Source organism: Mesorhizobium sp. KACC 23794, from assembly GCF_052180275.1.
GTDB lineage: Bacteria > Pseudomonadota > Alphaproteobacteria > Rhizobiales > Rhizobiaceae > Kumtagia.
The window spans coordinates 543,229-566,380 of record NZ_CP197465.1 but is presented as its reverse complement, the minus strand read 5'-3'; the positions used below and the strand labels follow the sequence as shown (position 1 = coordinate 566,380).

Sequence of the window (23,152 nt, the reverse complement as noted above, 5' to 3'; positions counted from 1 at the left end):
GCGCTTGGACTTCGACGTTCCGGTGCCTTCGCCCGGCGAGGGCGAAGTCCTCCTCGCAGTGAAGGCTTGCGGCCTCAATCAGGTCGACCTGCTGACGCGAGACGGCCAGACGCCCAAGGAGGTGCCTCTGCCGCACATTTCCGGAACGGAGGTCGCGGGCGACATCGTCGCGCTCGGAGCCGGCGTGTCCGACTGGCGCGTCGGTGAGAGGGTGGTCGTCGATCCCATTATCGCATGCCGGCACTGCGCCTCCTGCATCCAGGGCAGGACAAACATGTGCCTGCAGAGCCGCGTCTTTGGCGTGCAGACTCAAGGCGGCTACGCCGAATATGTTGCAGCACCGGCACGGCAGCTCCTCGCTTTACCGGCCAATCTCGACTACATGTCCGCTGCCGCGATGGCGGTGACCGGCCCCACGGCCTGGCACATGCTCCGCACGCGCGCCAACCTCGTCATCGGCGAGGACGTGCTGGTTGTCGCCGCCGGTTCCGGGATCGGCGTGCTCGGCATGCAGATCGCCGCCGCGGCGGGAGCCCGCGTCATTGCGACGGCCGGCAGCGAAGACAAGATGCGCCGGGCGCTCGACATGGGTGCGGCCCTGGCGGTCAACCATAGCGACCCGTCCTGGCCGGAAAAGGTGCGGAGCTTCACAGGCGGACGCGGCGTCGACGTCGTGTTCGAGCATGTCGGGCAGGCCACCTGGGCGGGTAGCTTGCGGGCGCTCGCAAGGGGCGGGCGGCTGGTCACCTGCGGCGGACACTCCGGCTTCACCGTCGACATGAATCTGTGGCACCTGTTCGTAAAGGAACACACAATCATCGGTTCCTTCGCCGGAACGCGGCAGGACTTCCTCGACGTGATGCACCTAGCCGAACAGGGCACGCTGCGCCAGGTCGTGCAGGAGGTGTTTTCTCTGGGCGACGTTTCCAGGGCGCAGCAGCTCCTGAGCGAACGCAAGGTCTTCGGAAAGCTGATGCTCGATCCAACGCTGCAGTGACCCAGGGCGGTGGCGCTCCTGCTCCGGCGTCTCAAAGTCAGACGATTGTCCGCCGGACGATTGCAGACAGAGCCTCCCTGCCGAGGGCTTGATACCCTCGGCGTTCGTGATACCATCCGGTAAATAATGGAGACCACAGCGTCACATCTCGTCATTCGGGAGTTGGAAGACGCGGACCAAGGGGGAATGGAGGCGTCTCGACGGCCGCGGCCGGGGCCGCCGGATCAAGAAAAGCGCTGCCCGCACTGCTGCAGTCGACGTGAACCGGGCCGCCAGATCGATCGTTTCGATGTCGAAAAAGGGAGGAATGACAATATGATGAAGCGAAACCTGCGCCGTCTCGCGGCGGCCTGCATAGCCGCAACGGCGCTCGGCATTCTGCCGGCCCATGCAAAGGACCTGACGTTCTCGTCCGGTCTGCCGCGGACGCATTTCTGGGTCGGCGACCACATGGACGGGTTCGCCGACGTGATGGAGGAGCGGACAAACGGAGAGATCAAGTTCACCCGCTTCTACGGCGGCGAACTCGTTCGGGTCGGCGGCGAACTCGACGCACTGACCAACGGCACCATCGACGTCGCGGGCCCGCTTCTGGCGCCATATCACGAGGGCAGGTTCCCGCTCTCCGACGTAACCCAGTTGCCGATGAACAACACCAATGCCCGCATGGCGACGGAAGCATTCCAGGAGTTGATGGACTCCAAGGCGGAGGTCAAGCCGGGCTCCACCTTCTACGAGTACGAGATCGGCTCGAAGAATATCGTCGCCTGGCCGATTGGAGCGACGCCCGCCTTCGTCATCTCGACGACGGGCAAGGAACTGAAGACGCCGGCCGACTTCAAGGGTGTGCTGCTGCGCGCCGGCTCCGCGCTCCATACGATGGTGCTGGAGAACCTCGGCGCCACGCCGGTCTATATGCCGGGCACGCAGGCCTATGAGGCCATGTCGCGCGGCACGATCGACGGCATGACCAACAACATCGCCGACTGGTTCGCATACTCGTTCCAGGAAGTCCTGAAATACACGGTCAAGGACGCCAATCTCGGCCATTGGGAAAGCTACCTCGCGGTCTCCAACGCCACCTGGGATTCGTTTACCGACGAGCAGAAGCAGGCGTGGGACAAGGCGGCCCGCGAGAAGGCGCTCACCAACGCGGACTTCTGGGAGAAGAACCGTCTCGAGGTGATCGAGAAGACCACGCCCGCCGGCGCTAAGTACCCGTCGCTGAACGATATGTCCGATGAGACCAAGGCGTTCTTCGCCGAAGCGTCGCTTAAGACGTGGACCACGTGGATCGAGAAAAACGAGACGGCCGGCCATCCCGCGCGCGCCACCGCGAAGCTGTGGGCGGATCTGATGGCGGCCAAGGGCGCGGAACTGCCCACCGGCGTCTCCGAATACCTTAGCCGCTAAGGCAACGACCTGCCCGGCCGCCCTGCGGCCGGGCCTTCTCTCGTCCGGCTTCCCCAGGATGGTGCAATGACGACGGAAACGGTGATCATCCTTGTCGTGTCGTGGTTCACGATCTTCCTGCTGCTCGGCCAGTCGGTCGCAACGGTCATGCTGGGGGCGGGCCTGCTCGGCACGGTTCTTCTGAAGAACACGGCAGTCCTCAACGGCCTCGTCGGTCCGGACGTCTTCTTCACCACCTCGTCCTATACGCTCTCGATCATCCCGCTCTATCTGCTGATGGCGCAGGTGCTCGTGAAGGGGGGCGTCTTCCTCGACCTCTTCAGGGTGGGACACCGTCTGGCCGGCTACCGCCGCTTCCCGCTCGGCGTCGCCACGATCATGACCGGCGGGATGCTCGGCGCCGTGTCCGGCTCGGGCGCGGCGAGCGCCGCGGCGATCTCGACGCTTGCAACCCCCGAGCTCCAGCGCGTGGGCTATTCGCGCGAGTTCGCGGTCGCGGTCGCGGCTGTCGCCGGCTCCTTGTCCGTCGTCATCCCGCCGAGCCTGCTGGTGATGATATACGGCTCCGTGACCGGCGCTCCGATCGGCAAGCTGTTCATGGGCTCGATCGGCCCGAGCGTGCTCTGCATCCTCGTCTACATCCTCTGTCTCTGGCTTTTCGGCGGCAAGCCGCAGGTCACCTCGGCCCAGCTGCGCCAGGACGCCATTGCCGAGCCGATCATCACCAGACGGTCCGTCGTCGCGGCCATCTTCGTCGTCACGCTGATGACGATCGTGTTCGGCACCATCTATGGCGGCGTGGTGACGGTGGGCGAGGCCGGCGCCATCGGCGCCTTCACGGCACTTGTCGGCATGATCGCCATGCGACGCGTGACACTGGCCGACATCGGCCAGGCGCTGGTCGATTCCGTCAAGATCTCGGCCATGCTGACCATGCTCCTGGTCGCGGCGCAGATCTTCTCGCGGTTCCTGTCCTTCTCGCGAATCCCCGCGGAACTGCTGCAGATGGCCGCACCGCTGATCGACCAGCCGGAACTGCTGGTCGTCGTCATCATGCTCGGCTTCTTCATCGCCGGCATGGCGCTCGAGGAGATCACCATCATCGTTCTGTCGGTGCCGCTTCTGCTGCCCATGGTGGAGGCCGCCGGCATCGACCCGATCTGGTTCGGCGTCGTGAGCTGCTACGTCATCTCGCTGGGCCTGCTGACGCCACCAGTCGGCCTGGTCGCATTCTCGGCTGCGACCGCGGCGAGGACACCGGTCGGCCCGGTGTTCAGGATCGCCCTGAACTTCACCATGGTCGCGGTCGTCCTCGTCGTCGGCAGCCTGATGGTCTTCCCGCAGATCGTCACCTGGCTCCCCAGCCACCTGAAGTGAAGGACAGGACCATGCGTATCTGGGACACGATCTGGAAGTTTCAGTGGGGTCTGGCATCGATCGGCGGCGGCATCTGCCTGCTTTTGATGATGCTGATAACCGTGGTCAGCGTCTTCGGCCGCTACGTGCTGCAGATGGACCTCGTGCCCGGCGCCTTCAACATCATCGAGCGTGTGCTGTTCCCGCTGATGGTGTTCTGGGCGCTGCCGATCGCACACCGCGAAGGCATCTTCCCGCAGTTGGAGGCGATCCCCGCCATGCTGAGCCCGTTCTGGCGAGCGGTGGTCGGTCTGGTGGTGCTTGTCGTGGAGATCCTGGTCTACGGGGCAACCCTCTGGTTTCTCTCCCGCTTCAGCTGGGGAGCCTTCGTCGACGGAAGGTCGCTGCAGATCGCCACCTTCTACTGGCCGATGTGGCCGGTGTTGATCATGGCGCCGCTGGCGCTCGTCATGATACTGCTGGAAACCGGCAGGCTCGTCGCGCGCGACGTCGGCATCGTGCTCGGCAAGACCCCTCCGCCATCGGCAGGCTACGGCACGACCGCGCACGCGCCGGACATCATCTAGCGTGCGTCGCGATCTATGAATCGATTGTGGTGTGACGTGTGCGTTTTGTGGTGCTTAGCGCACTGAGACCGGCTTCTTCAGCGTCTTCAGCAGCGCCTTATGCATCACCTCGTTGCCGGCAACGATCGAGCCGTTGTCGAACATGCCTTGCCCGCCGTCGAAGTCCGACACGAAGCCGCCTGCCTCGCGGATGAGCAGTACGCCGGCGGCGATGTCCCACGGATGCAGCGGGTCTTCCCAGAAGCCGTCGAGACGGCCGGCAGCGACATAGGCTAGGTCGAGCGAGGCGGCGCCGAGACGGCGGATGCCAGCCGTTTCACCCATGACGTTGCGCAGTTGGACCAGATAGTTGCCGTGGTGGCCGAGGCCGAGATGTGGCACGCCGGTGCCGATCACGGCGTCCGACAGTTTGGCGCGCGCCGCGACGCGCAGGCGGCGGTCGTTAAGGAAGGCGCCGCCGCCGCGCTCGGCGGTGTAGAGCTCGTCCATCGCCGGATTGTAGATGACGCCGGCAACCAATTGGCCCTGCCGTTCAAGCGCGATCGAGACGGCGAAGATCGGCAGGCCGTGCAGGAAATTGGTAGTGCCGTCGAGCGGGTCGACAATCCAGCGGTGCTGGTCGTCCTCGCCGGCGATCGCGCCGCGCTCCTCCATCAGGAAGCCGTAGCCGGGGCGCGCCTTCGACAATTCGGCGAAGACGATGTCTTCCGCCTTGCGGTCGGCCTGGCTGACATAGTCGCCCGGGCCCTTCAGCGAGACCTGCAGGTTCTGCACCTCGCCGAAGTCGCGCGACAGCGAACGTCCGGCTTTCATAGCGGCCTGGACCATGACGTTTAGAAGGGCTGAACGTGCCATTTATTGCTTCACTGTCCTTGAATTTGGATCTTCCGGGGATCTTACGAGACGCTGGTAGTCCTCCACAATTATTGGACCCATATCGTCCCTCGGAGGGGTCACGTAAAAATAATCATCCATCCGCAATTCCCAGAAGACATCCCCATAGACATGGAAGAAGCCCGTCATCTTATCGCGATTGACCTCAAACAAAGCAAAATCGCCATCCAGAGTGCAGAAAACAACGATGACGTCGAAGCCGTCGTTCATCCACACCTGAAACCATCGATGGTTCTCCAAGATATGAGTCTTCTGCTCCGAGCTTAACGGCACGGGCCCTCCCTAGTCGGCGCGGCGCAGATAGGCGACTTCGTTGGTGTCGACCAAAATGCGCTCGCCGGCTTCGATGAAGGGCGGCACCATGACCCGGATGCCGTTTTCCAGGATGGCCGGCTTGTAGGACGAGGCGGCGGTCTGGCCTCTCACCACGGGGTCGGCCTCGGCGATGGCCAGCACCACCTGGTCGGGCAGCTTGATGCCGATCGGCCGCTCCTGGTAGAGCTGAACCGTCACCATCATGCCGTCCTGCAGGAAGGCGGCTCGGTCGCCGACGAAATCCTTCTGCAATTCGAGCTGCTCGTAGCTCTCGGTGTCCATGAAGATCAGCGCTTCTCCCTGCTCGTAGAGGAACGAAAAATCCTTCAGCTCGAGCTGGACCTGTTCGACCGTCTCAGCCGAGCGGAAACGTTCGTTCAGCTTCGTGCCGTTGATCAGGTTCTTCAGCTCGACCTGGTTGTAGGCGCCACCCTTGCCGGGTTTCACCGTGTTGGTCTTGACCGCGGCCCACAGGCCGCCCTGGTGCTCAATGACGCTGCCCGGACGGATTTCGTTGCCGTTGATCTTGGCCATACTCGGTTTTCCGGAAGGAGGGTTTTCGCCGATGCGGCGAATTTCGTGGCCTCCATGACCATAAAACGGCTGGAGAGGCAAGGGATTGAGGCGATGTCGCCCTATCTCAGCCGGTTCGCCCGCTCCAGCGCCGCCTTGATCTCTTCGTCGGTGAGGCCGTCGAAGAAATCCTCCATCATCGGGTCGACCAGGCCGGCGCGGCGGGCGAGCATGTACCAGGCGGCGGCGGCGGCATTGTCCGGCTCGGTGCCGATGCCTTGCATGTAAAGCTTGGCGACCTCGTTCTGGGCGGCGACATTGCCGCCGCGCGCCGCGCGCAGCAGCCAGGCGAAACCTTCCGTGCGCTTCCTCTCGCCGCCGCGGCCCGCCATCATCCAACGCCCGAGATCGAGTTGCGCCGTATCGAAATTCTGGCGGGCGGCAAGGAACAGAAAGCGGCGGGCCTCGACGTCGTCCTTGCGTTCGCCGCCGGTGCCGTTGGCGTAGACCTGCGACATCGCATATTGCGCATCGGCGAGCCCGGCATCGGCAGCCCGTCGATAATAGGACACCGCCTTCTTCAGGCCGCGCTCGTCCGGCTCGCGTCTCACCAGCATCTGGGCGAAATTGAACTGGGCGAGACGGTTGCCGGCCTCGGCGGCCGCCTGCATCAGCGCGTAGGCCTCCTTCTCGTCCTTCTTGACGAAGCGCCCGTCGAGCAGCAGCAGCGCATACTGGAACTGCGCTTCGGGGACGCCTTGCTCGGAGGCCAGCGCGTACCACCCCGCGGCTTTGGCGTCGTCCCGGCGCATGCCGAGGCCGCGCGACAGGATTTCGGCCACCAGCGTCTGCGCCGCGGGGTCGCCGTTCTCGGCGCGCGGCAGGGCAAGATTGTAGGCGGTGATGTAAAGCCCGCGCTGGAAAGCGCCATAGGCCGGGTCCGGCTGCTTGGCCCCGAACCGTTCCGGATCGACATCGCCGTCGCGCGTCAGACCGCCGGAGAACCGCTTCGGGTCGGCCGGCTTCAACGTGACGGCGTCGTCTTTCGTTTCGACCGCGGGCGGCGGAACCGCGGCGGCCGGCAGAACGGAGACAAGCAGCGCCATCAGCATCCATCTGATCGAAGACACGACCTAGTCCTCGAACGGCGGAGCGACATTGTCGAGGATGTCGTTGGCGCGCGCGATGGCGGAGCGCGGATCGACGCCTTCGCCGAACACCGCGCTGGAGAGCGCCACGAAATCCGCACCGGTGGCCGCGACTGCCTCCACGGAGGCAATATCGGAGCCGCCGAGCACGATGCAGGGGATCTGAACCACGCCGGCCCACCAGGACCCTAGCGACAGGTTGCGGCGGTGCGGCTCCGGTTTGTTGTCGAAACCGAAGCGGCCGAAGAAGATGTAGTCCGGCTGGGTCTCGCCGAGCTCCAGCGCGTCGTCGCGGGTTGTCGCGCCGCCGGCCCCGACGATCAGCTTCCCCTGCCAGCGCTCTGTCGCCTGCCGCAACTCGTCCTTGCGGGTTTCGAGATGGATGCCGTCGGCGCCCACCCGGCCGGCAATGCGTGTGTCGTCTGCGACGATGGCGGCAATCCCCGCGGCCTGGGCAATCCGCACGATCGGCTCGGCAAAATCCTGGAACGACGCTTCGTCGCCGCGTGCGGGTATGATCAGCGATGCGACATCGCCGCCGGCCGCTGCTTCGAGCAGCCGCGGGCCGAAACGCTCGGCGCTTTCGTCGGCCGGTGCGATCAGCACGACACGGCAGCGGTTGAGAGGCGATCTGTCAGTCATGTCGGTGCGGCGGCCGCCCATCTGGAATTCGTGGAGATAATCCGGAAGCGCAGCCATGCCGCGCGATCTTGGTTGGATTTTGGCATAAACGAGGCGGCCGCATTTGAACAGGCGCTATCGCCAAAGCCGGCGCGGCGCGCTATGGCACGCCTTCGTACCAAGGCCTTCCGCATGATCCCTCTCCTGACCGACCCGTGGTTCTACGCCGTCGCAGTCCCGGCCGTGATCCTGGTCGGCCTGTCGAAGGGCGGCTTCGGCGGTTCGGTGGGTTTCGTCGGCGTGCCGTTGATGGCGCTGACGATGTCGCCGGTGCAGGCGGCGGCGATCCTGCTGCCGATCCTGGTGCTGTCCGACATGGTGTCGCTGTGGAGCTGGCGCGGCGTGTTCGACCGCGAAGTGCTACGGTCGATGCTGCCGGGCTCGCTGGTCGGCATCGGTGCCGGCTGGCTGACCGCCGCGCTCGTGACGGCGGACATGGTGCGCCTCATCGTCGGCGCGGTGGCGCTGGTGTTCGTGCTGCGCTGGGCCTTCCAGCAGATCCGCCACGGCGCCGCCCACAAGGCGCAACGCAACCGCGTGCTCGCGGCGTTCTGGGGCACGGTGGCCGGCTTCACCAGCTTTGTCGCCCATGTCGGCGGACCACCCTTCCAGGTCTACGCGCTGCCGCTCAAGCTCGATCCAAAGGTGTTGACCGGCACCGCCGCAATTTTCTTTGCCGTCAGCAATGCGGTCAAGCTGATCCCGTATTTCGCCCTCGGCCAGTTCGATACGGCCAACCTCTCCGCCTCTGCCGTGCTGATGCCGATCGCGCCGCTGGCGACGCTGGCCGGCGCCTGGCTGGTGCGCCGCATGCGACCGGAGATCTTTTATCCGTTCACCTACGCGACGGTGGGACTGATCGCCGTCAAGCTGCTTTGGGACAGCTCGGCGCAGTTGTTCTAGCTGCCCTCTTCCCGGTGGAAGCCGCAGGACACCGGAACCTTTGCGTTCCGCGGCTTCGACCAAGATTCCACGTTGCCACGCTGCCTTTTGGCTCCGGCAATGGAACGCCAGACTTCGGCGATGAAAAAGCATCGGCAATATTATTTCGGTCAATCGCCCAGAGCAGCCCGGAACCTGCCGAGTTCATCCTGCGTGATCTGCGCCACCTCTCCTTCGCCAGGATATCCGCCCGAAGTCACTTCGGCGCGAAAGCCGGAAAGAGCCCTGACCCGCTCGTCGCGAACCTGCTGATGCAGCGAGGCGAGATCGCCCCAGGCACGGGCATGGCGCGGTAGGCGTTGTGCTTCGCCGCATATGTCGGAGGTGAAGAGGAAGATCACGTCGGCGTCGGGGCCGGAGCCGAGCGAAACGGTGACGAGGCCCGTGCGCCGGTTGATCTCGGCCATGACCGCCGCCGGGATGACCTCGCATTCGACGGCGAAGGCGCCGGCGTCCTCCAGCCGGCGGAAACGGTCGAAGAGTTCCATCGCCTCATCGGCCGTCTTGCCGACGGCGCGAACACCGCCGACCCAGGTCGATTTGCGCGGCACGAAACCGAGATGACCCATGACGGGGATCTGCTCGGCCGCAAGCATCTTCACCGTATCCCAGCCGCGCCCGGTGATCACGGCATCCGCGCCGGCGACGATGGCCGAGAAGGCGGTACGCAGGACTTCTTCTGCCGTGATCGCGTCGGCAAAACCGAGTGCTGCGGTGACGAAGACCTTTTTTGAGCCTTCGCGCACCTTCGGCACGTTGACCGCGCGGCAGACCACCATCTCGACGCCTGCCGCTTCCGCCGCCGCCGCTTCGTCGGCGGTCTCGGCGGTCACCTGCGCGGCGCGCCGGCCAGTTCCCTTCAGGGCACGCAGCCCAGCGACGGTGACGCTGCGCTCAACCTCGCGGCCGCCGAAATCGAAAATGCGGGGCATTGTGATGATCCCTCTCGTTTCTTCCAACACCCCTCATCCGACCTCGCTTCGCGAGGTCACCTTCTCCCACAAGGGGAGAAGGGGGAGTTTCGCGCCTACGCCTCAGCAAATCTCCAGCGTTGACGATTGGCAGAGGCGGTGCGGCAGCGCTTTACCTTCTCCCCTTGTGGGAGAAGGTGGCCTCGCGAAGCGAGGTCGGATGAGGGGTGTTCCAGCCTGGCATCGACCGGCGCGAGCGAGGCGGAAGTTCAATCCGTCACTTCATCTTCTTCGCATAATAGTCGGGCGCGACCACACCGGGCTTGGAAAACCATTTCGGCACGTCGACACCGGAATAGAGCAGGATATTGCCCCACGGATCGAAGGCGCCGGTGCGCACGATGACCTTGGCCTTGGCCGCCATCTCGCCCAGAATCGTCTCGTGCTTGATCGGCGCGTGCTCGGCGTCGGCGAACAGGCGCTTCACCTTCTCCAGTAGCGGCGCGTTATGAGCGGGCAGCGTGTCTGCATACGACACCTTCTCGGCGATGAAATTCTCGGCGATCGGGGTAAGCACCGTCTCCAGGTCCGGCACGTCGGGCGAAATCGCGAGATCGATGCGCCAGGCGCTGGACGGGATCGGAAAGCCGGCGTCGCAGATGATCATCAGGTCGCCATGACCCATCGAGGCGATGGCGTGGGAAAGCTCGGCATTGAGCAGTTTGTTGCGGTTCACGGTTTTTCCTTCCATGTGGTTTCGAGCGCGCGGGCATATAGGACATCGGCGCTGGCGCGATAGGGCAGGCCGGGGATGACGCCGAGTTTGGTGCAGGCGATGCCGCCGCAGACGACGCCGAAGCGCACGGCGTCGACGATATCGCGCCCTTCGGCCAGCGCAACCGCGAAGCCGGAATTGAAGGCATCGCCCGCGCCGGTGGTGTCGACCACCTCGACCGGCACTGCGGGAACCATAATGTCGAGATCGTCGGTGAGGATCAGCGCACCGGCGCGGCCGAGCGTGACGACGACGTTTTTGACGCCGCGCCGGCGCAACTCGCCGGCCAGTTCGCGCGACGAGCGCGGATCGTCGGCGGGCAGGCCGAGAAGGATGCGCAACTCACTTTCGTTGGGCGTCAGATAATCGACGGAAGCAAAGATGCTGTCCGGCAAGGCGCGCGCGGGCGCGGGGTTGAGGATGGTTTTCGCGCCGTGCTTGCGGCCAAGCTCCATGGCCCGCGAGGCCGCCTCGGTCGGCACTTCCAGCACGGTCATCATCACGTCGCTGCCGGCGATTCGGCGTTCGGCGGCGTCCACGGCTTTGGCGTCCAGAAGTTCGTTCGCCCCCATGTCGAGGATGATGAAATTCTCACCCTTGTCGTTGAGGATGATGAAGCCGACGCCGGTGGCGCGCTCGGTCTTCGTCAGCACGAATTCGGTGTCGACGCCCTCGGCAGCATAGAGATCGGTGGCGATGCCGGCGAGCTTGTCGGTGCCGATATAGGCGACGAGGCCGGAAGAGGCGCCCAGCCGTGCGGTGCCGACAGCCTGGTTCGAGCCCTTGCCGCCCGGCCCCATGTCGAAATCGGTGCCGAGCATGGTCTCGCCGAAGATCGGCAGTTTTGGCGCGCGCATGGTCAGGCCGACCGCGAAACTGCCGACGATGGTGATGTTGGGTTTTTTCATAGTTTGCTTACCGCCAAAGTCGGAGATTGCGCGAGGTCGGCAAAGCAGCGAAATCCTGGGACAGTTTACTTAATTCCGCCCCGCGCACAGGCGCGGAAAACGAACTGACCGGAATTAAGTAAACTGTCCCCGGATTTCTCACGACGCCATCGCCCGCGCCAAAATACCTTGCTCGTCGATGCCGGCGCCAGTCAGTTCGCCGGAAATGCGCCCCGCCCGCATGACCAGCACGCGCTCGGCGTTGAGGATCAGTTCGGGTATCTCGGACGAGATCATGACTACGGCGACGCCCTCGCCGGCAATGCCGCGCAGGATCGAATAGATCTCCGCCTTGGCGCCGACGTCGATGCCACGCGTCGGCTCGTGCAGGACGAGCAAGCGCGGATTGGTGACCAGGCTGCGTCCGAGGATGATCTTTTGCTGGTTGCCGCCGGACAGCGTGGCGAGCTTCTGGCCGAGATGCGAGATGCGCGCGTCGAGCCGCGCCACCTGGGCGCGCGCCTCGCGGCGGATCGCGCCGCGGCGCAAAAAACCCGACATGGAAAAGCGCGGCAGCGAGGCCGAGACGACATTGTCGGCGACGCTCATCGACAGCAGCCCGCCGGCGCCGCGCCGGTCGGCCGGCACGAAGGACATGCCGCCGCGGATCGAGGCCAGCGGATCGGCGGGACGCAGTTCGGCACCGTCGATAGCGACACGGCCTTGACGGTCGACCAGCCCGAACAGCGCTTCGCCCAGCCCGTCCTTGCCGGAATCCGGCAGGCCGCCGATGCCGAGGATTTCCCCGGCGCGGACCCTGAAGGAGATGTTATCGAGGCCGGGCGCGGTCAGGCTTTCGACCGAAAGCACGACGTCGTTGTCAACGGACCGGCCCTCCGCCTGCATCGACCATGGCACGGTCGCGCCGAGATCGCGGCCGACCATGGCGCGGATCAGACGGTCCTCGGATACATCCTCATTGACGATGGTCTCGATGGTGTGTCCGTCGCGCATGACCGTGATGCGATCGGCCAGGTCGATCACTTCGCTGAGGTGATGCGAGACGTAGATGACGGTGACGCCGTCGGCGCGAAGCTGGCGGACGACCTCGAACAGGCGGTCGCTTTCGCGCCTGGACAGCGCCGAGTTGGGCTCGTCCAGCACCAGCAGCCGGGCGTTCTGGCGAATGGCGCGAGCGATCTCGACAAGCTGCATCTCGGCGACCGATAGCCGGCTAACTTTGGTGTCCGGATTGAGCGTGCCCATGCCCAGCCGCGCCAGCGCGGCGCGCGCCTCGCGTCGCATGGTTTCACGCGGAACGAGAGAGGTCACCGAGCGGGCGGCCATGTCCGACATCATGATGTTGTCGGCGATGGTGAGTGTCGGGCAGAGTGCCAGTTCCTGGTAGACCACGGTGATGCCGGCGGCGCGGCTGACCAGCGGGGACGAAATCACGGTTGCCTTGCCGTCGACAAAAATCTCGCCGCCGTCCGGCTGATGGTCGCCGGCGAGAATGTTCATCAGCGTCGACTTGCCGGCGCCGTTCTCGCCGATGACGGCATGCACCTCGCCGGCGCGGAAGTCGATCGAGATCCGGTCGAGTGCCAGGACGCCGGGGAACCGCTTGGTTACCCCGGCAATCCGGACGATCGCATCTTGGGAGGATGGATGGGTCATACGCTGTTGTCGTTGGCAATTGGCTTACCCTCCCCCTTGTGGGGAGGGTCGCGGAGAGAACCGAGCGGAACGCGAGGTTTTCGGCGCGGGGTGGGGGTCTTCGAGGATAAGTTCTATCCGCAAGTACCCCCACCCCGGCTCGCTCAACTCCACTTCGTTGCGTTGGCTCGCCGACCCTCCCCTCAACGGGGAGGGTTAGGCCAGCGCTACTTCTTCGCCACCTCGCCAATATTCTCCTTGGTGTAAATGCCGACGCCGGTGTCGAGGTTGTCGATGGTCTCGCCCTTGATGAATTTCGCCAAGAGGTCCACGGCGGCATAACCCTGCTTTTCCGGTGCCTGGTCGATGGTCGCCTGGATATTGCCGCTTTCGACGAGGCCGACCGTCTGGTCGAGCAGGTCGAAGCCGACGACCTTGACCTTGTCGGCGGCCTTGTTGCGCTCGACCCAGGTGCCGGCGGCGGGCGTCGAGCAGCATTCCAGCGACAGGATGCCGGTGACGGTCGGGTTGGCGAGCATGGCGTTCTCGATCGCCGAATAGATCTCCTGCGGGTCGGTGCCGGTGTTGAGGGTCTGGATGACCTCGATGCCCCCCTCGGCGGCGAGCGCCTCGCGCGCGCCCTTTTCGCGGTCGAGCGACCACTGCGCGGCGGCGTCGATGGTGGTGATCATCACCTTGCCCTTGCCGCCCAGCGTCGTGGCCATCAGCTTGCCGGCCTCGCGGCCGGACTGGACAAGATCCTGGCCAGCGAAGGCGAGACGCTTGCTGTCCGGATTGTCGGTGTTGAAGGTCACCACCGGAATGCCCGCGGCGAGCACGCGGTCGATCAGCGGCGCCAGCGCGTCGGTGGAGACCGACGAGATGGCGAGGCCGTCGATCTTGCCAATCAGCGTCTCGATTTCGCTGATCTGGCCGTCTGCGTCCGCTCCGACCGGGCCGATGAAATTCGCATTGACCTTGTCGGCCTCGGCCGCCTTGGCGACGCCGGCCTTCATGAAGGGCGCGAACTCGTTGGAGACGTCATGGTAGGAAACGTAGATGTCGAGCGGCGTGCCGGCCGCGACCTTCGACTTGATGCGTTCGGCCAGCGGAAAGTCGGCCGGCTTGGATTCGGCATGGGCGTATTGCAGCGGCACCAGGCCGAGCGCCGCGGCCAGGAAAAGATGTCTTGCTTTCATGGATAGTCCTCCCTTTTGAAATCGTGGTGGTCGTGTTCAGGCCCGCTTGCGCATCGTCCATTTGTCGATGCCGACGGCGATGATGATGACGAGGCCGATCATCAGCTCCTGCACGAAGGGCGAGACGCCCATCAGCACGAGGCCGTTGCGCATGACGCCGATGATCAGCACGCCGAGAATGGTGCCCAAAATGGTGCCCTCGCCGCCCGACAGCGACGCCCCGCCGACGATGGTCGCGGCGATGACGTCGAGTTCCAGCCCGAGGCCGGTGCGGCCCGCCTGGCCGCTTGGCAGGAAGGCGAGGCTCAATATCCCGGCGAAGGCGGCGAGCACGCCCATCAGCACGAAGGCCCAGATCTTTACGGTATTGACCGAAATGCCGGAAACGCGCGCCGCCTTGGCGCTGCCGCCGACGGCGAAAACGCGAAAGCCGAAATTGGTATAGGACAGCACGATCCAGGCGAGTGCCGCGATGACGATGAAGAAAACGAGCTGCATCGGCACGACACCGAACAAATAGCCCTGGCCCATATAGCTGAAGGTTTCGAGCACGCCGGCATCCGCGCCGTTGCGCACGTTGACGGTGACCGGCTGGCCGTTGGTGAGGATGAGCGCCGCGCCGCGCACGATCGACAGCATGCCGAGCGTGGCGATCAGCGAAGGCAGGCGGCCATAGGTCGAAAGCACGCCGTTGATCAGCCCGATCGCCATGCCGGTGAGCAGGCCGACGCAGATGGCAGGGAAAAGCGCCCATCCGGCGATGATCAGCATGCCGGTGGCAAGGCCCGAGAACGCATAGGTCGAGCCGACCGAAAGGTCGACCTCGCCCGAGATCAGCACGAAGGTCATGCCGACGGCCATGATGCCGAGCAGCGACACCTGGCGGCCGACATTCAGGAGATTGGTGGAGGTCAGAAAGCCGTCGGTCGCGATCGCGAGAAACAGGCAAAGCACCAGCAGCGCGAAAAACACGCCTGTCTCGCGTGCGCGCAAAAGCCTCGACAGCGAAAATCGGTCCACGGCAGGCGCGCGCGCGCCGGTCCTGACCGCATCGGCCATAAGATGTCCTCCCGTTGGGTCCGGCGGGCGTTTTGGTAGCGCCGCCGTGCCTTACTCACTCAGGTCGAAAAGTCCGGGCGAGCTCCTGCCGGACTTTGCGGTTATTCCGCCGCTCAGGCGGCCTTTTCCGGCAGCATGCGGAAGGTGCCGGCCGGCACCTTCTTCAAGGCCTCGTAGTTTCCATAGTCGCGCACCCGTTTGAACGGCGCGTTCTCGACCGCATTGTAGGAGCTGATGTAACCCCAGCGGTATGTGTCGGAACGGTTCGCATCCGAACGGTGCAGCAGATTGCCGTCGAAGACCAGCGCGTCGCCGGCTTCCATCTCGACATAAATGTGTTCGTAGCGTTTCAGCGCAGCTTCGAGATGTTCCTGCTCGACATTGGTCTGGCCGTCCTCGCGGATGTGATTGAGCCGGCCGAGCTTGTGCGTGCCCTTGAGCACCTGAAGGCAGCCATTCTCTTTCGTCGCCTTGTCGAGCGCCAGATAGATGCTCATCATTTCCGGCGCGAGGCAGCCGTAATTGTACCAGTAGCCGAAATCCTGGTGCCATTCCCAGGCGCCGCCCTCGTTGGGCTGCTTCATCGTCATCTTGTGGCTGTAGAGATAGATCGGCTTGCCGACGGCGTCCTCGGCGAGGTCGACCATGCGCTCGTCGCGGGCGAGGTATCCGTATTGGTCGTCCTCGGCCGTATTCCACATCTTGAGAAGGGTCGTCTTGCCCTCCTTGTCGCCCTTCTGCATGACCGCGCCGGACTTGTTTTCGGCCTCAAGCTGCGCACGGGCACGGTCGCGGAACAGGTCGACTTCGTCCTTGGACAGAAGCCCCTTGCGGATGATGTATCCGTCGCGAGCGTAAAGCTCGGCTTCCTCTTTGGTCATCGCAAGCATCGGACTTCTCCCTGGCATGCACGAGCGCTTCGCCCGGAGGGCGCAGAACCAGCCGCGAAAAGCTCGAAATCCCTGCTTTCCCGACGTCCCGGAGAGTTTCCTCAAACTCTCGGCGGTTAGATTACGTCCGCTTGCAAACTAGGGAAATGGACAAACGGAACGCAGCTTTTGTATAAAACGCGCATGACTACGAAAACCACCTTTCTCGAAAGCCTGCACTACGTTCCGGAAGCCGGATGGACCCGCTCGGCACTTACCGTGCTGCGCGCCGGCAAGGTGGCCGCCGCACCCGACTACCGTGTCGCCCGCACTGCCCATCAGGGACAGGACATCATCTATTGCCTGGCCGGCAACGGCTTTGTGGAAACGCTGGGCCAGCGTGTGGCGGTCGGGCCCGGCCAGCTCGCCTGGATCGCCAACGAAGCGCCGCACGCCCATGAAGCCGATCCAGAGGCACCGTGGACGGTGCTGTGGTTCCGCTTCGATGGACCTAATCCGGCGGCATTGCGCGAAAAACTGTTCGGTGACGGTTTTCCGCATGTCGCCTTCGCCGATGGCACCCATCCGGGACCGTGGTTCGAAAAGCTATTTGCAGCGCTGCGGCGGCGCGATCCTGGACTGGACCTGCGGCTCAACCATCTGGTCGCGGAGTTTTTGACGATGATCGACCACGCGGTGGCGGGAACAGCCGCGCACGACTTTCCCGCGCCGCTCGCCGCCGCGCTTGGAGCGATGCGCGCCAATCTCGGCCTGTCATGGAGCGCAGCGGACCTTTCCGGCGCGAGCGGCCTCGGCCAATCGCAGATGAGGCGGCTGTTTCAAAAACATCTGCGCACCAGCCCCCGCCAATGGCTGATCCGCGAGCGCCTGATGCAGGCGCAGTCGCTTCTGCTGGAAAACGATGCGCCGCTGGCCGAGATCGCCGACCTCTGCGGCTTCTGCGACGTCTATCATTTCGGCCGCGAGTTCAAACGCTCGGTCGGCATCGCGCCGGCGGCGTGGCGCAAGAGCGAAGTCGGCGCGCGCCCGGCGGGAAAGATTAGCGTTGCGGAGGTGGCTTGAGGTCTGGATTGGGTAGATTGCGGACTGGCAGCATTTAGTATCCTTTCATCGACAATGGACATCCAGGAAATGAGGGGACCATGCCAGAGTTCATGGGCAAGACAATCACCCGGGCACAACAAAGCGCAAGGATTGCCTATAGAAAGGCGCTTCTAAAAGCAGTTCGGATTACGGCGAAAGGGTCAAGCTGGCGCTCCATCGAAGGATGTCTTTTCCAAGAAAGGTCTGGTTGGTTCGTCAGCGTAATCCCTTCAGTATACATCTTTGAAGAGGTCACAAAGGCGACCGTGTTTGCAAAGCCAATGGCCATCGATCCTTTTTTTGGGAGATTGTGGGCGCGCCGCAAAACCAACGCGCGCCGCTTTCATTCCGTTTAGGCGGCGCGTGGGTGTGTATGCCACCCGAATTTACAGAGGTAGAAGTACCCGAACAGGGCGAAGCAAGCGCCATCGCCGCGCGTCTATTGACGATTGCGGATGCACAACTCGAGCGTGTCGTAGGGTCATGGACTCCGCACGATTTCCTCGCGCTATGCGTCGAGCATGGCGCGGCACGCTATCTTTCGTGTGTTGTAGCGATGCTTGTCGCGACGGGCCGAGATGAAGAAGCTCTAATAGCTTGTGAGAACGCAATTACGGAAGACCGGGCTGGCGGCTTTTTCGCGCCGGAAGGCACATTCTCAGAAATGGCGCGGAAGTGGCTTAAAGCAAGGATTTCTCTCCGCATGGCAATTGAACGTCCGATTTAAAAGACTGCCTTCAGTCAGCCGGTTTGACCAAATAGGGACCGGCCGCAGCCGAACTCGCCAGCCGATAGCCCTTACGCAGCCGCGATAGCCTCGCGGACATAAGCGCGCCAGCCCCCGTAATGCGAAATGTCGGTCGCCCCATGCAATCCGGCGGTTTCCACCAGAAAACCCTTGCAGGCCGAACCGTCTTGGAGGTCGAGCGAGCCAATGCCGAGCGGCGCCGGTATGGCCGCAACGAAGCGACCGAACGAAGCCGGATCGAGACGCCAGATCTCGACCTCGATGGATTCGCCGCCGTCGGTCGTGCGCACAAGGCCGGGTTTCGGCACTTTCTGGCCGACCAGAGCGTAGAGCCTGTAGGAGGCGGCGGTGCGCGTCGTCCGGCAGAAGTGTGCGCCAAGGTCCTGGAGTTGCCAGTTCAGCGGCATGCCGGATAGATGCGCGCCGACGACGGCCAGTTCGATGCCGTCGGCGGGCTCGGCCGACTTTTCCCGAACGGCGGGAAGCGGCCAGCCGGTGGCGCCGAGCGTGACGCCGGCAAGCGCATGCACCTGCTCGGCAAGCGACGCGACAAGCCCGTCCTTGCCCGCCGTGGCAAGCAGGGTGACACTCATCGGCAGCCCGTCGGATCGTTTGCCTGAAGGTACGGCAATGCCGCACATGTCGAGCAGGTTGACGAAATTGGTGTAGGTGCCGTTGCGGCTGTTGGTGACGACCGGGTCGGCCAGCACCGCGTCGACCGTGTAATGCGTCGGCGCGGTCGGCACGCAGATCAGGTCGACCGAGGCAATCAGCGGCGCCAATTTCGCCTTGTAGGCCTGCAGCGCATAAAGGCCGCGAAACGCATCCGCCGCCGACAGTTTCCGCGCTGCGCCGATGATCTTTGCCGTCACCGGATGCATGTCGGCCTCATGCGTGTCCATGAAGCCGGCGATCGCCGCGTAGCGTTCGGCCACCCAGGCGCCTTCATAGAGAAGATTGGCGGTGTTGTAGAAATCGCCGAAAGGCATCTCGACGAGACGGCAGCCAAGCGACTGGAGTTTTGCCAGCGATGCGTCGAAACCGGCTTCCATGGCCGCGTCGCCGAAGAATTGCCGGTCGGCGCGTGCCGGGACACCGACGGTCAGGACCGGAGGGCTAGGGACGAGCGGCGCGACTGCCACGGTTTTCGAATAAGGATCCGAGGCATCCGGAGCCGCCGCCACCGAAAACACGGAATAGGCGTCGTCGACGGTTAGCGCGAAGATCGAAACGGAATCGAGGGTTTTGCAGGCGGGAACCACGCCGGTGGTCGACAGCGCGCCGACGGTCGGCTTCAGCCCGACGATGTTGTTCAGGCCGGCCGGCACACGCCCCGAGCCGGCCGTGTCGGTGCCGAGCGAAAACGAGACGATGCCGTGCGCCACGGCAACGGCGGAGCCGGAGGAGGAGCCGCCGGGCACCAGAGCCGGATCGACGGCGTTGCGCGGCACCGGATAGGGCGTGCGCACGCCGACGAGGCCGGTGGCGAACTGGTCGAGATTGGTCTTGCCGATCACCAGCGCGCCGGCCGCCTTCAGCAGCGCAACGACGGTCGCGTCCCTGTCCGGCGAATAGGCAAAGGCCGGGCATGCCGCCGTGGTCGGCATGCCCGCGACGTCGATATTGTCCTTGACGGCAAAGGGAATGCCCCACAGCGGTTTTGCAACCGGATCGAAGGCCCCAAGCCCGTCAGCCTCCGCGAGCACGGAAATCTTGTCGGCGAGATGGATGAAGATGCCGGGATCGTCGACCGCCACCAGCCGGTCATAGACCGCCTGGACCACCGCGCCCGCCGAAAGCCCCGCCGTATAGGCTTCGTGCAAGCTCCCGATGTCGAATGGAATGTCGGTCATATCGCCTCCCTTACGAAAATCACCGGCAGGTCCCACTGGATCAGCACGACGCAGCCCTTTTCCGTCCAGACGGAATGTTCGGTGCCCACCGGGTTGAGCACCACGCTGCCGGCAGCATAGTCGCCATTCTCGTCCGACTGGGTGCCCTCCAGCACCACGATCGTCTCCAGCCCGGCATGGCGGTGGCGCGGCACCCCGGCGCCGGGAGCGTATTTCAGCACCGCGACCGAGGGCTCCACCGGGCCGCCCTTGAGCAGCCAAAACACCCCGATGCCGTCGCGAAAATGCTCGAATGCCAAGTCGCGCCAGCCTCCAGCAAGGAGTCCAGCGAAGCTAAGATTAGGCATCCGCAATTCCCTGCAACACCTCGTCGGTGGTCGCCGTCCAGCCGACGATCGCACCCTGGGCGCGGATCATGGCAAGTGCTGCCGCCTTGAACTCTGGAAAATAACTTTCCGTGGCGTCCTCGGCGAGCAGGCATTCATAACCCCGGTCGTTCGCCTCGCGCATGGTGGTCTGCACGCAGACTTCCGTGGTCACGCCGGCAAAGACGAGCTGCTGCGCGCCGAGCCGTTTCAACTCGTCGCCGAAGGGCGTGGCATAGAAGGCGCCCTTGCCGGGTTTTTCGATGACGATCTCGCCGGGCAACGGCGCAAGCTCCTCCAGTATGGCCGTGCCCGGCTCGCCGGCGATGAGAACGCGGCCCATGGGACCCTCGTCGCCGATGCGGATTGTGGGGTTGCCGCGGTCGCGCTTGGCGGGCGGCAGGTCGGAAAGGTCGGGCCGGTGGCACTCCATCGTGTGGATCACCGGCAGGCCGGCGGCACGAAAGCCCTCGATCAGTTTCTTCACCGTCGGCACAATTTTCTGGACGCGCGATACGTCGTTGCCGAGGCTTGCCCCGAAGCCACCGGGCTCGGCGAAATCGCGCTGCATGTCGATGACCACCAGCGCCATCGACTTCGGGTCGAAGGTGAACGGAAAGGGAGCGGCTGGTATCTCGGCCATCAGTGGTGCCCCGCCATGTGCTCGCCGATGGTCTGCACGCTCGCCTGCGCGATCGGCGTTTCATAGACCAGCGCGCCGTCGGACATGACCAGGATGCGATCGGAGAGCTCCAGCAGCTCGTCGAGGTCCTCCGACATCAGCAGCACCGCGGCACCTGCGTTGCGCGCCTTCATGATGCGGGCGCGGATTTCGGCAACCGCCGAAAAATCCAGCCCGAAACAAGGGTTGGAGACGATCAGCAGGTCAACATCGCCCGTCAGCTCGCGCGCCAGCACGGCGCGCTGCACGTTGCCGCCCGACAGCGACTGGATGGGCGAGGCGAGCGAGGCGGTCTTGACCTTGAACTGCGCGACGAGCTGCGCCGCATAGGCCTTGATCGCACTTGCCGACACCCAGCTCACCGGTTCGCCTGACTTGCCGAGGTCGAAGGTGCGGAAGGCAATGTTTTCGGCGACCGTCATTTTCGGCGCGCAGGCGTTGCGCAGGGGCTCTTCTGGAATGAAGCGCACATTGAGCACGCGCGCCTCGCCCCGGCTGGCGCCATAGGGCGCGCCCTTGACCTTGACCTCGCCCGCATCGCGCTGGCGCTGGCCGGCCAGCACCTCCAGAAACTCCTTCTGGCCGTTGCCGGAAATGCCGGCGATGCCGACGATCTCGCCCGACTTCACGTCGAGATCGGCGATGTTGATGGTTTTCAGGCCGGTGCGGTCCGGCGCCTTCAGCCCCTTCACCGCCAGCACCGTCTTCGACGAGCCATTGAAGTGGGTGCGCGTGTCGAGCTTGGCGATCGGCTGGTCGCCGATCATCATCGCCGCCATGGCCTGCCGGTCATGCTCTGAGACCTTCCCCGTGCCTGTCATCCTGCCCTTGCGCAGGACCGTAAAATCGTCGGCGAAGGACGTCACCTCGTGGAACTTGTGGCTGATCATCAGCACCGTGAGGTCGCCCGCCACCGTCATGCCACGCACCAGGCCCAGCACCTCCTCCGCCTCGCCGGGGGTCAGCACCGAGGTCGGCTCGTCCAGCACCAGGAAATTGCGCCCGAGATAGAGCTGCTTGATGATCTCCAGCTTCTGCTTTTCGCCCGCCGCCATCTCGGCCACCTTGGCGTCGAGAGGGAGCATGAACGGCATCGTCTCCATGAACGTCGCGAGCGCCTTGCGCTCCCTAGGCCAGTCGATGACGCGCGGCACGTTCTCGCGCGAGATGACGAGGTTTTCCGCGCCGGTCAGTGACGGGACGAGGGTGAAATGCTGGTAGACCATGCCGAGCCCGAGCGCCGATGCATCCTTCGGGCTGGTGATCGGCTCCTCCTTGCCGTCGACCATGATCTGGCCGGAGGTTGGGTGATAAAAACCCATGATGCATTTGACCAGCGTCGACTTGCCGGCGCCGTTCTCGCCGAGCAGGGCGTGGAAGGAACCCGCCGGCACCTTGATCGACACGTCGTCCAGCGCGGTAAAGGCGCCGAAGCGCATGGTCATGCCAAGCGTCGAGACGCCGACGGCTTTGTTTTCGCGCGGGGCTGGGGGCGGAATGATCATGGCAGTTGCTCCACGAAGGTCTTCGAGTTCGACACCGCGCCGAAGACGCCGCCCTGCATCTTGATCATCTTGATCGCCGCGAGGTGGTTGCCGTAGTCGGTCGCGCCGCAGCAGTCCTCCAGCATCACGCATTCGAAGCCGCGGTCGTTGGCCTCGCGCATGGTCGTGTGCACGCAGACGTCCGTGGTGATGCCGGTGAGCACGATGTTGTCGATGCCGCGCTGGTTGAGGATAAGTTCGAGGTCCGTCGCACAGAACGAGCCCTTGCCGGGTTTGTCGATAATCGGCTCGCCCTCAACCGGATAGAGGTCGGGGATGATGTCCCAGCCCGGCTCGCCGCGCACCAGGATGCGGCCGCAGGGGCCGGGATCGCCGATGCCTGCATTGATGCGCCGCGAGCGCCAGCGCTTGTTGGCGGGCAGGTCGGCGAGGTCCGGACGGTGGCCTTCGCGCGTGTGGATGATCGTATAGCCCTTGGCCCGCATGGCTGACAGTACCGACTTGATCGGCTCGATCGGGGCGCGGACCAGCGACAGATCGTAGCCCATATGGTCGACATAGCCACCCGGGCCGCAGAAATCGGTCTGCATGTCGATGATGATCAGCGCCGTGTTGTCGGGCCTGAGCGCGCCGTTGTAGGGCCAGGGATAGGGATCGGCCTCGATGAATTTTTCGGAGATTTCCGGCATGGCA

At 64.3% G+C, this 23,152-nt stretch carries 23 protein-coding genes; 7 read left to right on the top strand and 16 right to left on the bottom strand.

What is annotated here, in order from left to right; translation table 11 throughout:
- The first annotated feature begins 4 nt into the window (after window positions 1–4).
- The 4 genes from ACSBOB_RS02950 to ACSBOB_RS02935 all read left to right on the top strand — a co-directional run bounded on the left by ACSBOB_RS02950 (window position 5) and on the right by ACSBOB_RS02935 (window position 4,353).
- Window positions 5–997: a zinc-binding dehydrogenase gene (locus ACSBOB_RS02950; protein ID WP_442580977.1), complete on the top strand. Its 993-nt coding sequence runs from the start codon at window positions 5–7 to the stop codon at window positions 995–997.
- Window positions 998–1,312: 315 nt separating this feature from the next.
- Window positions 1,313–2,410, top strand: a complete 1,098-nt coding sequence (dctP, locus tag ACSBOB_RS02945; protein ID WP_442580976.1) for a TRAP transporter substrate-binding protein DctP — start codon at window positions 1,313–1,315, stop codon at window positions 2,408–2,410.
- Window positions 2,411–2,476: 66 nt separating this feature from the next.
- Complete coding sequence (locus ACSBOB_RS02940; RefSeq protein WP_442580975.1) at window positions 2,477–3,787, top strand: TRAP transporter large permease; 1,311 nt, start codon at window positions 2,477–2,479, stop codon at window positions 3,785–3,787.
- Between the two features lie 11 nt (window positions 3,788–3,798).
- Window positions 3,799–4,353 carry a TRAP transporter small permease gene (locus ACSBOB_RS02935; protein WP_442580974.1) on the top strand — a complete coding sequence of 185 codons (555 nt, stop codon included), beginning with the start codon at window positions 3,799–3,801 and terminating at the stop codon, window positions 4,351–4,353.
- A 54-nt stretch (window positions 4,354–4,407) separates the two neighbouring features.
- Here the strand turns inward: ACSBOB_RS02935 and ACSBOB_RS02930 are convergent, their stop codons facing one another.
- The 4 genes from ACSBOB_RS02930 to ACSBOB_RS02915 form a co-directional block, all read right to left on the bottom strand.
- Window positions 4,408–5,208: an inositol monophosphatase family protein gene (locus tag ACSBOB_RS02930; protein ID WP_442580973.1), complete on the bottom strand. Its 801-nt coding sequence runs from the start codon at window positions 5,206–5,208 to the stop codon at window positions 4,408–4,410.
- Between the two features lie 321 nt (window positions 5,209–5,529).
- Window positions 5,530–6,096 (bottom strand): elongation factor P, encoded by a 567-nt coding sequence (gene efp / locus ACSBOB_RS02925; protein ID WP_442580972.1) that lies wholly within the window; start codon window positions 6,094–6,096, stop codon window positions 5,530–5,532.
- Window positions 6,097–6,197: 101 nt separating this feature from the next.
- On the bottom strand, window positions 6,198–7,205 hold the full coding sequence (locus tag ACSBOB_RS02920) for a tetratricopeptide repeat protein (protein WP_442580971.1): 1,008 nt from the start codon (window positions 7,203–7,205) through the stop codon (window positions 6,198–6,200).
- A gap of 3 nt (window positions 7,206–7,208) precedes the next feature.
- Window positions 7,209–7,865, bottom strand: coding sequence for a thiamine phosphate synthase (locus tag ACSBOB_RS02915; protein WP_442583951.1), 657 nt, complete (start codon window positions 7,863–7,865; stop codon window positions 7,209–7,211).
- Window positions 7,866–8,036: 171 nt separating this feature from the next.
- Between ACSBOB_RS02915 and ACSBOB_RS02910 the strand changes: the two genes are divergently transcribed.
- Complete coding sequence (locus ACSBOB_RS02910) at window positions 8,037–8,807, top strand: sulfite exporter TauE/SafE family protein (RefSeq protein ID WP_442583950.1); 771 nt, start codon at window positions 8,037–8,039, stop codon at window positions 8,805–8,807.
- A 149-nt stretch (window positions 8,808–8,956) separates the two neighbouring features.
- Here ACSBOB_RS02910 and ACSBOB_RS02905 read toward each other — a convergent pair whose 3' ends face one another.
- From ACSBOB_RS02905 to ACSBOB_RS02875, 7 genes are all read right to left on the bottom strand, one after another.
- Entirely contained in the window at window positions 8,957–9,778 is an 822-nt protein-coding gene (locus ACSBOB_RS02905; RefSeq protein ID WP_442580970.1) for a 3-methyl-2-oxobutanoate hydroxymethyltransferase, read from the bottom strand.
- A gap of 256 nt (window positions 9,779–10,034) precedes the next feature.
- Window positions 10,035–10,493: a D-ribose pyranase gene (gene rbsD / locus ACSBOB_RS02900; RefSeq protein WP_442580969.1), complete on the bottom strand. Its 459-nt coding sequence runs from the start codon at window positions 10,491–10,493 to the stop codon at window positions 10,035–10,037.
- Window positions 10,490–11,440 (bottom strand): ribokinase, encoded by a 951-nt coding sequence (locus tag ACSBOB_RS02895; protein WP_442580968.1) that lies wholly within the window; start codon window positions 11,438–11,440, stop codon window positions 10,490–10,492. Before ACSBOB_RS02895 ends, rbsD begins: the two co-directional genes overlap by 4 nt.
- A gap of 138 nt (window positions 11,441–11,578) precedes the next feature.
- On the bottom strand, window positions 11,579–13,096 hold the full coding sequence (locus ACSBOB_RS02890; RefSeq protein ID WP_442580967.1) for a sugar ABC transporter ATP-binding protein: 1,518 nt from the start codon (window positions 13,094–13,096) through the stop codon (window positions 11,579–11,581).
- A gap of 206 nt (window positions 13,097–13,302) precedes the next feature.
- Window positions 13,303–14,274 carry a sugar ABC transporter substrate-binding protein gene (locus ACSBOB_RS02885; RefSeq protein ID WP_442580966.1) on the bottom strand — a complete coding sequence of 324 codons (972 nt, stop codon included), beginning with the start codon at window positions 14,272–14,274 and terminating at the stop codon, window positions 13,303–13,305.
- 36 nt (window positions 14,275–14,310) lie between these two features.
- Complete coding sequence (locus tag ACSBOB_RS02880) at window positions 14,311–15,333, bottom strand: ABC transporter permease (protein ID WP_442580965.1); 1,023 nt, start codon at window positions 15,331–15,333, stop codon at window positions 14,311–14,313.
- A gap of 113 nt (window positions 15,334–15,446) precedes the next feature.
- Window positions 15,447–16,223: a phytanoyl-CoA dioxygenase family protein gene (locus tag ACSBOB_RS02875; RefSeq protein ID WP_442580964.1), complete on the bottom strand. Its 777-nt coding sequence runs from the start codon at window positions 16,221–16,223 to the stop codon at window positions 15,447–15,449.
- Window positions 16,224–16,406: 183 nt separating this feature from the next.
- On the opposite strand from ACSBOB_RS02875, the gene ACSBOB_RS02870 reads away from it, so the two are divergent.
- Entirely contained in the window at window positions 16,407–17,285 is an 879-nt protein-coding gene (locus ACSBOB_RS02870) for an AraC family transcriptional regulator (RefSeq protein ID WP_442580963.1), read from the top strand.
- 80 nt (window positions 17,286–17,365) lie between these two features.
- Window positions 17,366–17,662, top strand: coding sequence for a hypothetical protein (locus ACSBOB_RS02865; protein WP_442580962.1), 297 nt, complete (start codon window positions 17,366–17,368; stop codon window positions 17,660–17,662).
- Window positions 17,663–18,104: 442 nt separating this feature from the next.
- Here the strand turns inward: ACSBOB_RS02865 and atzF are convergent, their stop codons facing one another.
- From atzF to biuH, 5 genes are read right to left on the bottom strand one after another with little or no spacing between them, the layout of a single operon-like run.
- Entirely contained in the window at window positions 18,105–19,907 is a 1,803-nt protein-coding gene (atzF, locus tag ACSBOB_RS02860; protein WP_442580961.1) for an allophanate hydrolase, read from the bottom strand.
- Complete coding sequence (locus ACSBOB_RS02855) at window positions 19,904–20,254, bottom strand: cupin domain-containing protein (protein WP_442580960.1); 351 nt, start codon at window positions 20,252–20,254, stop codon at window positions 19,904–19,906. The genes atzF and ACSBOB_RS02855 overlap by 4 nt, the downstream gene beginning before the upstream one ends.
- Complete coding sequence (locus ACSBOB_RS02850; protein WP_442580959.1) at window positions 20,247–20,915, bottom strand: cysteine hydrolase family protein; 669 nt, start codon at window positions 20,913–20,915, stop codon at window positions 20,247–20,249. The genes ACSBOB_RS02855 and ACSBOB_RS02850 overlap by 8 nt, the downstream gene beginning before the upstream one ends.
- Complete coding sequence (locus tag ACSBOB_RS02845; RefSeq protein WP_442580958.1) at window positions 20,915–22,459, bottom strand: ABC transporter ATP-binding protein; 1,545 nt, start codon at window positions 22,457–22,459, stop codon at window positions 20,915–20,917. The genes ACSBOB_RS02850 and ACSBOB_RS02845 overlap by 1 nt, the downstream gene beginning before the upstream one ends.
- On the bottom strand, window positions 22,456–23,148 hold the full coding sequence (biuH, locus tag ACSBOB_RS02840; protein WP_442583949.1) for a biuret amidohydrolase: 693 nt from the start codon (window positions 23,146–23,148) through the stop codon (window positions 22,456–22,458). Before biuH ends, ACSBOB_RS02845 begins: the two co-directional genes overlap by 4 nt.
- Window positions 23,149–23,152 lie beyond the last annotated feature (4 nt).

Coding starts and splice junctions, on each gene's coding strand:
- ACSBOB_RS02935 (WP_442580974.1), top strand. CDS start 3,799: ATGCGTATCTGGGACACGATCTGGAAGTTTCAGTGGGGTCTGGCATCG.
- ACSBOB_RS02870 (WP_442580963.1), top strand. CDS start 16,407: ATGACTACGAAAACCACCTTTCTCGAAAGCCTGCACTACGTTCCGGAA.
- dctP (WP_442580976.1), top strand. CDS start 1,313: ATGATGAAGCGAAACCTGCGCCGTCTCGCGGCGGCCTGCATAGCCGCA.
- ACSBOB_RS02885 (WP_442580966.1), bottom strand. CDS start 14,274: ATGAAAGCAAGACATCTTTTCCTGGCCGCGGCGCTCGGCCTGGTGCCG.
- ACSBOB_RS02850 (WP_442580959.1), bottom strand. CDS start 20,915: ATGGCCGAGATACCAGCCGCTCCCTTTCCGTTCACCTTCGACCCGAAG.
- ACSBOB_RS02890 (WP_442580967.1), bottom strand. CDS start 13,096: ATGACCCATCCATCCTCCCAAGATGCGATCGTCCGGATTGCCGGGGTA.
- ACSBOB_RS02915 (WP_442583951.1), bottom strand. CDS start 7,865: ATGACTGACAGATCGCCTCTCAACCGCTGCCGTGTCGTGCTGATCGCA.
- ACSBOB_RS02880 (WP_442580965.1), bottom strand. CDS start 15,333: ATGGCCGATGCGGTCAGGACCGGCGCGCGCGCGCCTGCCGTGGACCGA.
- efp (WP_442580972.1), bottom strand. CDS start 6,096: ATGGCCAAGATCAACGGCAACGAAATCCGTCCGGGCAGCGTCATTGAG.
- ACSBOB_RS02875 (WP_442580964.1), bottom strand. CDS start 16,223: ATGCTTGCGATGACCAAAGAGGAAGCCGAGCTTTACGCTCGCGACGGA.
- ACSBOB_RS02895 (WP_442580968.1), bottom strand. CDS start 11,440: ATGAAAAAACCCAACATCACCATCGTCGGCAGTTTCGCGGTCGGCCTG.
- ACSBOB_RS02905 (WP_442580970.1), bottom strand. CDS start 9,778: ATGCCCCGCATTTTCGATTTCGGCGGCCGCGAGGTTGAGCGCAGCGTC.
- ACSBOB_RS02845 (WP_442580958.1), bottom strand. CDS start 22,459: ATGATCATTCCGCCCCCAGCCCCGCGCGAAAACAAAGCCGTCGGCGTC.
- ACSBOB_RS02940 (WP_442580975.1), top strand. CDS start 2,477: ATGACGACGGAAACGGTGATCATCCTTGTCGTGTCGTGGTTCACGATC.
- biuH (WP_442583949.1), bottom strand. CDS start 23,148: ATGCCGGAAATCTCCGAAAAATTCATCGAGGCCGATCCCTATCCCTGG.
- ACSBOB_RS02930 (WP_442580973.1), bottom strand. CDS start 5,208: ATGGCACGTTCAGCCCTTCTAAACGTCATGGTCCAGGCCGCTATGAAA.
- ACSBOB_RS02855 (WP_442580960.1), bottom strand. CDS start 20,254: ATGCCTAATCTTAGCTTCGCTGGACTCCTTGCTGGAGGCTGGCGCGAC.
- ACSBOB_RS02865 (WP_442580962.1), top strand. CDS start 17,366: ATGCCAGAGTTCATGGGCAAGACAATCACCCGGGCACAACAAAGCGCA.
- atzF (WP_442580961.1), bottom strand. CDS start 19,907: ATGACCGACATTCCATTCGACATCGGGAGCTTGCACGAAGCCTATACG.
- ACSBOB_RS02910 (WP_442583950.1), top strand. CDS start 8,037: ATGATCCCTCTCCTGACCGACCCGTGGTTCTACGCCGTCGCAGTCCCG.